Source organism: Butyricicoccus sp. AM78-15b2TA, from assembly GCF_027665985.1.
Lineage (GTDB): Bacteria > Bacillota > Clostridia > Oscillospirales > Butyricicoccaceae > Agathobaculum > Agathobaculum butyriciproducens.
On record NZ_JAQEHY010000003.1, the window covers coordinates 48,550 to 61,963 of the forward strand.

Genomic DNA, 13,414 nt, shown 5'->3' on the forward strand with positions numbered 1-13,414 from the left:
ATACTGCCCCAATTTAGTCATTTTATATTTTACCAACTCCTACGTTTTCTGTCAAGTATCGACACCGTTCAACTGCAATCCCCACTGTTTTCGCGTATTTCCTCTGATATTCACCATGATTTTCATGCCATACAAAAAAGGCTGCCGAAGCGAGCTTCGGCAGCCTTCTGCAATCTTTACGATTTCTTAATTAAAGGAAGATGTACTTGAGTACGAACAGTACTGCCAGAACGTACATCAGCGGAGCAACCTTCTTGCCCTTGCCGGCTGCAACATTCAGCAGAACGTAGGAGATAACGCCCAGAGAGATACCCTCGGAGATGCTGTAGAACAGCGGCATAGCGATGATGGCGAGATAAGCCGGGATGGACTCGGTCAGGTTGTCCAGATCGAAGTTGATCTCGGTTACGGTGCCTACCATCAGGAAGCCGACCATGATCAGCGCCGGAGCGGTTGCGAAGGACGGGATGGCAGTGAAGATCGGTGCAAACAGCGTGGATACAAGGAACAGGATGCCGGTAACCAGAGCGGTCAGGCCGGTACGGCCGCCGACTGCAACGCCGGATGCGGACTCAACAAAGGTGGTGGTGGTGGAAGTACCCAGAATTGCACCTGCGGAGGTTGCAATCGAGTCTGCCAGCAGAGCGGGCTTGATGCCCGGCAGCTTGCCGTCCTTATCGAGCATCTTCGCCTTAGTGGCAACACCGATCAGCGTGCCGAGGGTGTCGAAGATATCAACGAACAGGAACGAGAAGATGACAACGATGAAGTTTACGATGCCAACCGCGCTGAAATCCACGTTGAAGCACTGGCCGAAGGTCAGACCCAGTCTGGAGAAGTCGGTCATGCCCCAGCTCGGGAACAGAGAATAGAAGCCTGCGTCCGGCGTCGGAACGTAAAGGCCGGTCACCTGACAGATCATGCCGAGGATCCAGGTCAGCAGGATGCCGTACAGGATGGCGCCCTTCATCTTGCGGGTATAGAATACTGCGGTGAAGAACAGACCGATCAGCGTCAGCAGTGCGCAGATGCCTGCGGTGTGGAAATTCTCCGGGAAGCTGATGATGCCGACCAGCGTTGCGGAGTCCACGCACAGACCGGAGTTCTGCAGGCCGATGAAGGCGATGAACAGACCGATACCAACCGAAACACCCTTTTTGAGCGTCAGCGGAATGGCATTGAAGATGGCCTCACGGATGTTGGTGAGCGACAGGACGATGAAGATCAGGCCCTCAATGAATACGGCCAGCAACGCAACCTGCCAGCTGTAGCCATAGCCTGCAACAACGGTGTACGCCATGAAGGCGTTCAGACCCATGCCGGCAGAGAGCGCGAACGGCAGGTTTGCCATAAACGCCATGCACAGCGTGCCCAGGCAGGATGCCAGGGCGGTTGCCAGCAATACCGCGGTGGTATCCATACCGGTGGAGCCGAGTACGCTCGGGTTTACGGCAAGGATGTACGCCATGGTCATAAAAGTAGTGATACCGGCCATGACCTCGGTCTTGACTGTGGTTTTGTGTTCCGATAGCTTGAAAACACGTTCAAACATCGAATAACCCCCTTTTAAATTTTCAGGCTTTCGCCTTGATTACTGTGAAATGATAATTTTACTTACTTCCCCTCGTAAGCGACAACCGTCTCCGCCGGACAGGTTTTGATGCGGTCGCGTCCGTGCAGACCCTTGAGCTCCAGCAGGCAGACAACCTTGACGACCTTCGCGCCGAGCTGCTCCAACAGGTGGACAGCCGCCTCAAGCGTGCCGCCGGTAGCGATGAGGTCGTCCACAACGACAATCTTCATGCCCGGCTTGATGTCATCGCGGTGTACCTCGATGGTCTCCATGCCGTATTCCAGCTCGTAGGACATGCGGGACGTTGCACGCGGCAGCTTGCCCTGCTTGCGGATCGGAATGAATGCCTTATGCAGATTGTACGCCATCGGTGCACCGAACAGGAATCCGCGGGATTCCAGACCGGCGATTGCGTCAAACTCCACGCCGTCCAGCAGCGCAGTCATCTCGTCCACCGCCAGATGGAAGCCGTCCGCATCACCGAGCACGGTGGTAATATCGCGGAAGATGATGCCCTCCTTCGGAAAATCCGGAATGCTGGTGATATACTGCTCAACCTTACTCATGAAACCTCAATTTCCTCCTTATCCCTGCCGCCCGGCAGAGAATCAATTATGCTGTTTTTACCATTTAGCGCGTAAAACAGCAACACTTCTTATATATTATCAAATCGTGTCGTTTGTGACAAGAGATTGATTGTACGAAATGCAGATTTTTTAACACGAAGATTATTACAGCTATACAAATCCTCATCAAATTGTTCACTATCAGATGCGGAGCGAGTGCCAGCCTTTGGTTCGGTGGTTCGCCGCACCCGCGGCGGCGGGCAACTCGTTGGCCCGGTGGTTACGGACGGCATCTGAGAGTTTCATCTTTAGTACCTCTTACCTTTTATATAACCGCTATTTACTGTAACCATCTGCATCACATTTATTGCGTTCTTCCTATCGCTGTGCTATGCTGTGTATATACCGACTAACCTCGTTTATGATGGGAGGCTACTGTGATGAATCGAAAAAGCGTTATCAATATTCTCTGTGCCCTGTCGGCCATGATTGCTGTCGGAATTGCGGTTTGGATCACTCTGACTGCCCACACACCGCACACGATGGACGATTATATCAACCATCAATACCTGATTGGTGTTTCCAGCGGAATCACACTCATACTATGTATTATCCGCAGCTATATGCCAAAATAGCAGAAGAGACGCAACTGCGTCTCTTTTTTATTCTATGGAGAGCGGTAAACCGCAAGTCTCTCTTCACTCTTACTCTAATTCTCAATTTTCCATTTCTCTCCTCATCCAGCTCATCAGCATTCCAACGATATAGACCTGCTGCTCCGCCGAAAGCGACACGCCCTGCGGAATGCCGTGCCACTTCTCCAGACAGCCGCGGCAGCAGCAGGCGGTAGCGTGCTGCGCGATGAACACCGGATGTCCCCGCATGGGGGTCTGCTTGCCGTCGTTTTTCGGCTCGGCCGGTGCAAGCCGCTTGGAAACGAAATCTGCCGCGTGGTCGGCAACCGTGTTCCATCCCTTCTCGCGGATGTACTGCTTATCCTGTGCCTTCAAATGAAAACGGCTGCGGAAATTCGAGCGCGAAAGCCGCACGAGCATCTGTGCATAGGTTTCCTGCCGCTGTTTGTCTGTCATTGTGCTCACCTCTTTTTATAGTATACTCCGATCGACTTTTTTACGCAATCCGGATAGAACATTTGTTTTCTTTTCCCGAATATGATATACTATCTCTGCATTTGATTTTCTGTATCTTCAAACGAAACGAGGAAACCTATGGAACCGACCAAATTTGATATGAAATATGCCGCTGTCCGGCGTGCGATCATCGAACAGCGCTTTTCCAAGTTAAACGACAAGCAGCGCGAGGCTGTCTATCAGACCGAGGGTCCGCTGCTCATCCTGGCGGGTGCAGGCAGCGGCAAGACGACCGTGCTCATCAACCGCATCATCAACATTCTCAAGTTCGGCGATGGACTGGACAATCCCTATGCGCCCGACTGGGCGACCGAGGACGATCTTCTATTCCTGACCGAATACCTGACCGACCCTAACCCAGAGAACCGTGCCCGTGCGGAGCACCTGTGCGCGATGAATCCCGCCCGCCCGTGGCAGGTGATTGCGATCACGTTCACGAACAAGGCCGCGCGCGAGCTGCGCGAGCGTCTGGAATTTGCCCTCGGTGACGAGGAAGCCGCGTCCGCTGTCTGGGCGTACACCTTCCACACAGCCTGCCTGCGCATTCTGCGCAAGCATGTTGATCTGCTCGGCTTTGAAAGCGCGTTCACCATCTACGATGAGGACGACAAGAAGCGCGTCATTCTCAACGTAATGAAAAAGCTCGATCTCGATCCCAAGAATTTTGATCCGCGAACCGTGATGGGCATGATCTCCCGCGCGAAGGACAAGCTGATGACCCCGCGTCAGTTCAGCGCGGATGCCGTCGGTGACTATTTCCGTGAAAAGGTCGCAGACGTCTACCGCGATTACGAAAAGGCCATGAAAAAGGCCTGTGCACTGGATTTCGACGATATTATCATGAAAACCGTGCTGCTGCTGCAGAACAACCCCGAGGTGCTGGAATACTACCAGCGCCAGTTCCGCTATGTGCTCGTGGACGAGTATCAGGATACCAACTACGCGCAGTATGTGCTCACCAGCCTGCTGGCAGGCTATTACGAGAACATCTGCGTTGTCGGCGATGACGACCAGAGTATCTACAAGTTCCGCGGTGCAACCATCACGAACATTCTGGAGTTTGAAAAGCAGTTCAAGGACGCGAAAACCATCCGTCTGGAGCAGAATTACCGCTCGACCGGCAACATTCTCAATGCCGCAAACGAGGTTATCCGCAACAACGTCGGCCGCAAGGGCAAGGAACTGTGGACCGACCACGGTGACGGTGCGAAAATCCGTCTGCATCGCTCGGACAGCCAGGAGGGCGAGGCTGCCTACATCGCGGACACCATCCGCGAGGGCGTGGAGCAGGGCCGAAAATGGGGAGATTTTGCCGTTCTGTACCGCAATAACGTCCTGTCGGATAACATTGCCGCCGCATTCATCCGCGCAGGCATTCCGTACCGCGTATACAAGGGCCGCGACTTCTTCTCCCGCGCCGAGGTCAAGGACATGTTCGCCTACCTGTGGGTGATCGAAAATCCGGCGGACGAGCTGCGCCTGCGCCGTATCATCAACACGCCTGCCCGCAAGATTGGCGATAAGTCGGTCGAAACCGCCATGCAGCTTGCCGTCGAGTATGGCACAACGCTGTATGATGTGGTATGCCATGCTTCTCAGTACCCTGCCCTGTCCCGCGGCGCCGCGGCAATGGAGAAGTTCGGCGAGATGATCGAAAATCTGCGCAAGCTGCGGGAATTTGTTTCGCTTTCCGAGCTGTACGATGAACTCATGGACAAAAGCGGCTACATCCGTGCGCTGCAGCTAAAGGGCGGTGCAGAAGAGGAAAGCCGCATTGAGCACATCGAGGAGTTAAAATCCTACATTGTCGATTACGAGGACAAGACCGAAACGCCGTCGCTCGGCGATTTTCTCGAGAACATGGCGCTGTACACGGATGCCGACCAGTCCGGCGAGGACGATGACGCGGTTATCATGATGACCATGCATGCCGCCAAGGGTCTGGAATTCCCTGTCGTATTCCTCGCGGGCATGGAAGACGGGCTGTTCCCCGGCTTCCGTGCAATGGAGAAGGACGAGGACATGGAGGAGGAACGCCGCCTGTGCTACGTTGCCGTCACCCGCGCAAAGGAGCAGCTATATCTCACCTGTGCGGAGCGCCGCCTGCTGTACGGCCGCACGCAGTATTCGCATCCGTCGCGCTTTGTTGATGAGATGCCGGAGGAGCTGCTTGAGAGCAATATCACCGAAAGCCGCCGGTTCTCAAACGCAACTGCACCCGATCCAACGCTTTCACGTCCGCAGGTGGCTCGCGCGCGGTACGTTTCTGCCGCAAATACTGCGCCGAGCGCGTCGCTGGCCTCGGCAGCCCAAAGCAAGCCGCTGCCGAATTTTGCCGCAGGCGACCGCGTGTTCCATAAGGCCTTCGGTGATGGACTGATCGTGTCGGTAAAGCCGATGGGCGGCGATGCCCTGCTCGAAATTGCGTTTGATCAGAAGGGCACCAAGCGGCTGATGGCTAAGTCGGCCGGACAGTTTATGCATAAATTATGAGCAAACGACAGGAATTCTGCCTGGCGCTGCACCATCTCGCGCTCACGTTTTTCGTGATATGTGCGCTCCCGCTGTGGTATCTCACGGGTATTTTATCCGATGTTCCACCGGATGTCAGTGCAGGCGCACTGCACGCAGGCCGCCGCCAGCTCGCGATTCTGTTTGCGGTATTTACCGTTATTTTTCTTATCGGTATGATTGTATTCCGATTGGGGCGGCTGCCGCGCAGTAAATTTCAGATTGCGGCGCTGATCGTGCTTCTGATGCTCGTCAGCTTTCCGTTCCTGCTGTACTGCTCGATTGCAGCTGAATTGCGGCTTGGCAAAGTGATACTTGCGCTTTATACTGCGTATCTGGTTGAAATTTGTGTGCTGATAGTACAAATCCTTCTGTCTCCGCACAAATAAAAAGGAGTTCTCTCACGAGAACTCCTTTTTAGGCTGTCAATTAAGTTCGTTTTCGCGATGCTAATGCTGTCGCGCGGCAGCGCGTATGAAATAGCATTTGCAGCCCAAATGCATGAAAACCGGGGCGTGTACCTCGGTTTTCATACTTTCAGAGGGAGAAAGTTTCCGCACGGGAACTTTCGGACGTCCGTGTTTTGCGAAGTCAAAACACAGATTGTCGGAAAAACGAAGTTTTTCGACAGTCTCAACTCCTTTTTCACTCTCTCAGCATTTCCCTCAGCTTCTCTATGGCGCGTTTTTCGATGCGCGAGACCTGCACCTGCGACACGCCGACGATGCGGCTGACCTGCTGCTGCGTCAAATCACGCGAATAGCGCAGACTGAGCACCTGCCTGTCGCGGTCGGGCAAGTCCTGCAGCGCCTCGTGCAGCGACAGATGCAGGCAGGTTCTCTCCTCCATTCCCTCGTCACCGACCAGATCACCTACGCGTCCGCCGCCGGACAGCTCCCGCTCGAACGAGTCCACCGACACGTCCGCCTGCTCGCAGGCCGCTACTTCCTCGACCGTCAATCCGGCGGCCTGTGCCAGTTCTGATACGGTCGGTGACCGTCCGTTCCGGCTCTCCCAGTCGCTTTGCAGGCGGCGCACACGAACCGCGCGTTCCTTGACCGCCCGGCTGACCTTGACCGCACCGTCGTCCCGCAGAAACCGCCGAATCTCACCCGCGATTTTGGGCACCGCATAAGTAGAAAACTCGTTGCCGAGCGACACATCAAAACCGCGCACGGCCTTGATGAAACCGACACACGCCAGCTGATACAGATCGTCCGGCTCGGTGCCGCGCCCGTAATACCGCCGCACGATCGACCAGATTAAACCGCTGTTGTCCTCGATCAGCCGCGCTTCCGCGTCCCTGTCGCCCGAAGCCGCCTGCTCGAGCAGCGTGCGCATTTCTCCGGTCACACCTGCCGCTCCTTCAGCACCTTGACCATCGCAACCAGCGTTCCCTTTCCCGGCGTGGAGCGCACGCGCATTTTGTCCGTAAATGTCTCCATGATGGTAAATCCCATGCCGCTGCGCGTGTCGTCGCCCGTGGTGAACATGGGCTGGCGCGCCTGCTCGACATTCTCAATGCCGCAGCCGGCGTCTTTTACCTTGAGCTCCAGAGCGCGTCCCTCGAACAGCCGCACCGTGACCGTGATAAACCCGCATTTGTCCGCGTAGCCGTGCACAATAGCGTTTGTCACTGCCTCGGAGACCACGGTTTTGATGTCGCCGAGCTCCTCCATCGTTGGGTCCAGCTGCGCGACAAATGCGCCGACCGCCTGCCGCGCAAACGCCTCGTTGACCGAATGGCTCTCGAATTTCAGGCTCATTTTGTTGATGACCGCCCGCATTATTCCTTCCCCCTTTCAAAAACCATCACCTGCGGCAGACCGGCCGCCTCAAACACCCGCATCGGCTGCGGCGGCGTGCCGCGCACCGCAAATTCGCGTCCGCTGCGGGCACAGGTGCGGTACAGGTGCAGGACGACCGCCAGACCGGAGCTGTCCATAAACGTCAGCTCGGACAGGTCGAGCACCAGCTTTTCACACGGAAACAGCACCAGCAGATCCTCGGTCTGCTCGATCGCCGCCCGTGCTGCATGATGGTCCAGCTCACCGGTGTACACCGCGATCAGCGTGCCATCCTGCCTTCTCTGCGTGATTTGCAGCATATATATCACCTCGAAATCAGCAAAATATTACCTCTTATTTCGCAGGGCGCCCCGCCCTGCGATATACCAAACAATATACCTATTGAAAACAACTGACACAAAAATAAAAGGCTTGTACTTTCAAAGTACAAGCCTTATTTTACCTGTTTATTCCATTTTAATCTGTCGTTTTCGGTCGGCCGCGCAAAATCTTCTCGCACTCACCGATGAGGTACAGCGAACCGCAGATAAGAATGCAGTCGTTCATCTTCGCATGCTCCAGTGCAAGCTCGATGGCGTGCTCGGCGGATTCGCATTCGTACACGCGCTTGCACGACTGCCGCGCCAGCTCTGCAATCGTGTGTACATCCAGCGAACGCTCACCCGCATCCGGCACACAGGCGTAAAAGTCATCCGCGCGGCTGGCGACCTCGTGAACACAGGTTTCGTAGTCCTTGTCGCGCACCATGCCCATCACAACGTGCAGCCGCTTCATCTTGAGCAGCTCATCCACCGCGTGACACAGGGCATCCGCGCCTGCGGCATTGTGTGCGCCGTCGAGCAGGATGAGCGGCTGATCGACCACGCGTTCCAGCCGGCCTGCGATACGCGCCCGCGCCAGACCGCGCACGGCGGCTTCGGTCGGAATGTTCCAGCCGCGCTCGCGCAGTGCGTTCAGCGCCCGCAGAGCCGTCCGCGCATTCTGCAGCTGATGCCGTCCGGGCATGGCAATGGTGTAGCCCTGCGCCTCGTACACGAACGCCGAACCGCCGATGTCACACCGCAGTACGCGGCAGTCCTCCGCTCCGCCGAACCAGACAGCACCCGCCGCGTCGCAGGCACGGCGCAGCACCCGCTGTACATCGTTCGGCTGACCGTCCGCGCAGACAACCGCCGTGCCCGGCTTGAAAATACCTGCCTTCTCGGCCGCAATGACCGCCGTTGTGTTGCCAAGCACCGCCATATGGTCGAGCGAAATCGGCGTAATAACGCAGACCTCCGCATTTTTGATGACATTTGTCGCGTCACAGCGGCCGCCCAGACCGGTTTCGAGAACCACAATGTCGCATTCCTGCTCAACAAAGAAGAGGAACGCCAGTGCGGTCGTAAACTCAAACTCGCCGATGGTCTCACCCTCGGGCAGTGTGAGTGATTCACACGCCACCGTTACCCGTTCACACAGGCGCGTCAGATCGTCGTCCGAGATCATCACACCGTCCACGCGGATGCGCTCGTAAAACTGCACCAGATACGGCGAGGTATACAGTCCGGTGCGCAGTCCGGCCGCCTGCAGTGCCGAGGCGATCATGCACGCGGTCGAGCCTTTGCCGTTCGTGCCCGCAAGATGAACAAACTTCAGCCTGTCCTGCGGGTTTCCCAGTGCCTCGCACAGCGCCTTGATACGGTGCAGACCCGGCTTGCCGGAAAATCTGCCGAGAGAGTGTATGTATTCGATTGCTGTTTTCGGATTTTCGGTATCCATAATAGCTTCTTTCCTTGTATTATAATGATACATTTGATTATAACACAGTTTCATCAAATTGAGAATGGAGAATTACCTTTCCGCAAAAGGAGCGGCACTTACTTCATCTGAACATTCATTCTCCATCTTCAATTCTCCATTGGAAACATAAAAACCACCGAAAATCGGTGGTTTTTATGTTTTTTACTTGATCTCCTCGACCGGAATCTGCTTGAGCAGCTCGCTCGGGCCGCAGCCGGAGCACTTTGCACAGTCGTGCATGCATGCCATCGGATCATCCGGATCTTCCTCACGGCCGATCTCGAGGATGGTCGGGTCACCCTGCTTTTCACCGACGAGGAATTTCGCTACGGATTCCTCCGCCGAGCCTTCACAGCCGGGCACGAGCAGCACGCCGAGCATCTCGAGTGCGTTGCGCATTGCCAGACCGAGTGAACCGCAGATGAGCACGTCGATCTGCTCCAGACCGGCGAACTTGATCAGGTCGGTCGCGGATGTGCCGGCAATCCCGGCAATGCGCTTGCCGACCGGTTCCCGGCCCTCGGTGGTGATAATGAGCACCTCACGGCAGTCGCCCAGATTCTTGGCGATCCGGCCGTTTTCATATGCTACGCCAATGTTCATAACAGACCCTCCACGGTCTTAAGCGCACCGGAAAGCTCGTCCGGCAGCTTTGCATCCTCGATCTTGCCTGCGTCAACCGCCGCAGCCAGCTTCGGGTCGATCGGCAGCTTGGCCAGAACCGGCAGCTCGTAGTGCGCGGCTACCTCGTCAATGTGGCTCTCGCCGAATACCGAAATGTGCTTGCCGCAGTCCGGGCATGCCAGATAGCTGTAGTTCTCCACAATGCCGAGCACCGGAATGTTCATCATCTTCGCCATCTTAACCGCCTTGCCGACGATCATGGAGACCAGATCCTGCGGCGAGGTAACAACGATGATGCCGTCCACCGGCAGGGACTGGAACACGGTCAGCGGTACGTCGCCCGTTCCGGGAGGCATATCGACAAACAGGAAGTCCACGTCGTCCCATACAACGTCCGACCAGAACTGCTTGACGGTCTCCGCGATGATCGGACCGCGGTAAATAACCGGATCGTCCTCATGCGGCAGCACCAGATTGATCGAAATCATCTGTACACCGCCTTCGCTGCGTGCCGGAAGAATGCCTTCCTCGCAGCCCTCGAGCTGACCGTGTACGCCGAAGGTCTTAGGGATAGACGGACCGGTGATGTCGGCATCCAGCACACCGCAGGAATAACCCTTGCGCGTCATGCCGACCGCCATCATCGAGGTGAGCAGGCTTTTGCCTACGCCGCCCTTACCGGAAACAACGCCGATGACTTTTTTAACAGAGGCCGCCGGATTGGCTGCAACCTTGAGGCTCTTTTCGCCGCCGCAGTTAGACGAGCAGCTATCGCAATTATGCGAGCAACCCATAAAAAACAACTCCTTACCTATATATCTTGCTTAAAAAACAGTATACCCTAAAAAAGCGTTTTCCGCAAGCATCGCACCGGCTTATTTATTGACAAATGCCAAAAACAGAAAAGCACCGCTGTTTCGTGGGGGAACGAAACAGCGGTGCTTTCGGTTAATAACACAAATTGAAAAAAGGGAAAAAGAGAAATGAAAAAATCGGATGACGTCAATGCGGGATTTGCGGCTCTCCCTCACTGACAAGTACAGTATACCGTCTTTTTATGCCGAATGTGTGAACGAAATTTGAATATGCTGTGAAGGATATGAAAAGAAAACAGCATATCGTCCAAACCGCAGTTTGGCACCAAAAGAGAAACGCCCTGTTTCCCGGGGGAAGGAAACAGGGCGTTCTCGTTGATGCAAATGAAAAGAGTTTAAGAAAAGGTGATAAAATCAAAGAAAAGAGGTTGTCAGCTTGAGAAAAGGGGGAACTCTTACTGACACCTATAGTATATCGCGCAGACACCCTTTAATTGTGAACAAATCATGAACAGACCTTGAAATATTTTTTACAATGTAAACAAGTATCCTGCTTAACCATTTCAAAGATACTCCGAGGCAGGAAAACACCCCGGCTCCGTGGGGGAAACGGAACCGAGGCATTTTCGATCATTTCACAAAATAAAGGGGGTAAAAGAGAAATAAAAGATTGTAGATGACTATCGATTCAGGATTGCGGCTTCCCTTATCGACAATGTTAGTATACCGCACTTTGCTTCAAAATGTGTGAACGAATTTTGAACAGAATTTGAAAGGTTTGTGTACTGCCGAAAACCCGGTTTCGGACAGGAAAACACCCTGCCTCCGAGGGGGAACGGAAACAGGGTGTTTTCGGTCATTTCACAAAATAAAGGGGGTAAAAGAGAAATAAAAAAAATCAGTAGGCTGTGTCGTTCGGGATTGCGGCTTCCCTCATCGACAATGTTAGTATACCGCACTTTGCCGCAAAATGTGTGAACGAATTTTGAACAGAATTTGAAAGGTTTGTTTCTAAGGCAACACCGCATAATTGAACAAGAGAGATTTGCGAGTAAATTTTGCGTACTGACAAGACGCGGTGTTGCCTAAAGTTCATAATTTGCCGTTCGGTGATGAATTTTCCGTGTTACAGCTGTGCGACCATGGTTTTCAGGGCATCCGGGTTCATGGCGGGCGTATCCTTCAGCGGAAACTCCAGACCGAGCCGTTCATATTTTTCCATGCACAGCTTGTGGAACGGCAAAAACTCCAGCTTTTCAAAGTTGGGATAGCTTTCCGCCTTGGCTTTGACGCGGCGCAAATGGCCCATACCATCGGTCAGACCGGGCACGACCACATGCCGAATCCACAGCGGCACGTTTTTCATCGCGGTCAGCTGCAGGAAACGCTCAATCTGGTCGAAATCCGCGCGGCAGTTCTTGAGATAATCCGCTTTGGTGAGAAATTTCAGGTCGCACAGGACTAAATCCGTGTGTGCGAGCACCTTTTCCGCTTTGGAGAGATTGCCCACGCCGGAGGTATCGAGCGCGGTATGTACGCCGTGCTCATGCAGCTTGGCGAAAAACTCCTCGACGAATTCGGCCTGCAGGAGCGGTTCGCCGCCGGTGACGGTTACGCCGCCGCCATTCTTCCAGTACGGACGAAACCGGAGAGCCTTGCGGACCAGCTCGTCCACGTCGGTCGGTGTGCCGCCTTCGGTCAGCCAGGTATCGGGATTGTGGCAATAGACGCACCGCAGCGGGCAGCCTTGCATAAATACGACGTATCGCACGCCGGGGCCGTCCACCGCGCCGAGGGACTGAATGGAATGAATGTTTCCGATCATATTGCCACTTTCCTTTCATCTCAGAAGTCTTTCTGCAGTATTCGTTCGCCGGTTCACACGAACCGCGCAGGCGGTTCGCCCTATCCGTGCGAAGGACTTTCGCTTGAATCAAGCGAGGGAATACGCGGCACCCGCCGCGGGAGACGTGCGGCGGTTTCGCCGCGGAAACCAAAAGGGTAGACACCTGCGGTTTCTACCCTCTTGGGACTCCCGTTTCCCTTTGCTTGTTAGCCCGGCGAAAATCGGAGAACGGCGACCGCTCCGAAATTGGAGTACGACAGTCGGGTTACTCCAGCGTGTCTTTCTCCGCCTTTTCGCAGTTCACAGACAGCGTACTGCTACACAGGTCGGCAACTCCCAACAGGCGCGACATAACAGTGTCGCGCAACTCTTTGGCACGTTGTAACGCACGGCACCTGCGAATTAAGCATTCAGTACCATTTATCTCCGTAGGCCCTGTCTATCATAACGCGCTAACGTGTTGTGCGGCACTGTCATGCCGCACCCCGCGGAAAGAAAACCACCTGTGTAGCAGTACGGTATCTGATACTGCGAATATGCGGATACATGAGCGGTCGCAGGCCGTCTCTGCGGAAGAAAAAATCCTCTGCCGTTCCCCTTTTCGCAGCGGTCACATGTCGGCAATCTGCGCCAGACTATCCCAAAGGAAACGGGGAGAAAATCAGAGGGTGGAAACCTTAGGTGTCCATCCCTCTTGTGCGCCCACGCGGCGTCAGCGCAGTTCCGTTCGCTTCACAA

The 13,414-nt window shown here is 54.8% G+C and carries 14 protein-coding genes; 4 read left to right on the forward strand and 10 right to left on the reverse strand.

Annotated elements, in window-relative coordinates:
- Window positions 1-190 precede the first annotated feature (190 nt).
- Together PGS25_RS04010 and PGS25_RS04015 are read right to left on the reverse strand one after the other, a co-directional pair.
- Window positions 191-1,552 (reverse strand): NCS2 family permease, encoded by a 1,362-nt coding sequence (locus PGS25_RS04010; protein ID WP_118728844.1) that lies wholly within the window; start codon window positions 1,550-1,552, stop codon window positions 191-193.
- A gap of 62 nt (window positions 1,553-1,614) precedes the next feature.
- A complete protein-coding gene (locus PGS25_RS04015) occupies window positions 1,615-2,139 on the reverse strand; it encodes an adenine phosphoribosyltransferase (protein ID WP_110435309.1) in 525 nt (174 codons plus the stop codon).
- Window positions 2,140-2,579: 440 nt separating this feature from the next.
- On the opposite strand from PGS25_RS04015, the gene PGS25_RS04020 reads away from it, so the two are divergent.
- On the forward strand, window positions 2,580-2,774 hold the full coding sequence (locus PGS25_RS04020; protein ID WP_270417783.1) for a hypothetical protein: 195 nt from the start codon (window positions 2,580-2,582) through the stop codon (window positions 2,772-2,774).
- 81 nt (window positions 2,775-2,855) lie between these two features.
- Here PGS25_RS04020 and PGS25_RS04025 read toward each other — a convergent pair whose 3' ends face one another.
- Entirely contained in the window at window positions 2,856-3,230 is a 375-nt protein-coding gene (locus PGS25_RS04025; protein ID WP_270417784.1) for a DUF4186 domain-containing protein, read from the reverse strand.
- A gap of 138 nt (window positions 3,231-3,368) precedes the next feature.
- Between PGS25_RS04025 and PGS25_RS04030 the strand changes: the two genes are divergently transcribed.
- A complete protein-coding gene (locus PGS25_RS04030; RefSeq protein WP_270417785.1) occupies window positions 3,369-5,783 on the forward strand; it encodes an ATP-dependent helicase in 2,415 nt (804 codons plus the stop codon).
- Entirely contained in the window at window positions 5,780-6,190 is a 411-nt protein-coding gene (locus PGS25_RS04035; RefSeq protein ID WP_270417786.1) for a hypothetical protein, read from the forward strand. Before PGS25_RS04030 ends, PGS25_RS04035 begins: the two co-directional genes overlap by 4 nt.
- 256 nt (window positions 6,191-6,446) lie before the next feature.
- Here the strand turns inward: PGS25_RS04035 and PGS25_RS04040 are convergent, their stop codons facing one another.
- The 6 genes from PGS25_RS04040 to PGS25_RS04065 form a co-directional block, all read right to left on the reverse strand.
- Window positions 6,447-7,154 carry a sigma-70 family RNA polymerase sigma factor gene (locus tag PGS25_RS04040; RefSeq protein WP_227109314.1) on the reverse strand — a complete coding sequence of 236 codons (708 nt, stop codon included), beginning with the start codon at window positions 7,152-7,154 and terminating at the stop codon, window positions 6,447-6,449.
- On the reverse strand, window positions 7,151-7,588 hold the full coding sequence (gene spoIIAB / locus PGS25_RS04045) for an anti-sigma F factor (protein ID WP_270417787.1): 438 nt from the start codon (window positions 7,586-7,588) through the stop codon (window positions 7,151-7,153). The genes PGS25_RS04040 and spoIIAB overlap by 4 nt, the downstream gene beginning before the upstream one ends.
- A complete protein-coding gene (locus PGS25_RS04050; protein ID WP_270385840.1) occupies window positions 7,588-7,908 on the reverse strand; it encodes an anti-sigma factor antagonist in 321 nt (106 codons plus the stop codon). Before PGS25_RS04050 ends, spoIIAB begins: the two co-directional genes overlap by 1 nt.
- Window positions 7,909-8,065: 157 nt before the next feature.
- Window positions 8,066-9,370 carry a bifunctional folylpolyglutamate synthase/dihydrofolate synthase gene (locus tag PGS25_RS04055; protein ID WP_270417788.1) on the reverse strand — a complete coding sequence of 435 codons (1,305 nt, stop codon included), beginning with the start codon at window positions 9,368-9,370 and terminating at the stop codon, window positions 8,066-8,068.
- A gap of 183 nt (window positions 9,371-9,553) precedes the next feature.
- On the reverse strand, window positions 9,554-9,994 hold the full coding sequence (locus tag PGS25_RS04060) for a NifB/NifX family molybdenum-iron cluster-binding protein (protein WP_270417789.1): 441 nt from the start codon (window positions 9,992-9,994) through the stop codon (window positions 9,554-9,556).
- Window positions 9,991-10,809 (reverse strand): P-loop NTPase, encoded by an 819-nt coding sequence (locus PGS25_RS04065; RefSeq protein WP_117751035.1) that lies wholly within the window; start codon window positions 10,807-10,809, stop codon window positions 9,991-9,993. The genes PGS25_RS04060 and PGS25_RS04065 overlap by 4 nt, the downstream gene beginning before the upstream one ends.
- 305 nt (window positions 10,810-11,114) lie before the next feature.
- Here PGS25_RS04065 and PGS25_RS04070 point away from each other — a divergent pair, with 305 nt between their 5' ends.
- A complete protein-coding gene (locus tag PGS25_RS04070) occupies window positions 11,115-11,270 on the forward strand; it encodes a hypothetical protein (protein ID WP_270417790.1) in 156 nt (51 codons plus the stop codon).
- A 686-nt stretch (window positions 11,271-11,956) separates the two neighbouring features.
- Here the strand turns inward: PGS25_RS04070 and pflA are convergent.
- Entirely contained in the window at window positions 11,957-12,655 is a 699-nt protein-coding gene (pflA, locus tag PGS25_RS04075; protein ID WP_270417791.1) for a pyruvate formate-lyase-activating protein, read from the reverse strand.
- Window positions 12,656-13,414: the final 759 nt, after the last annotated feature.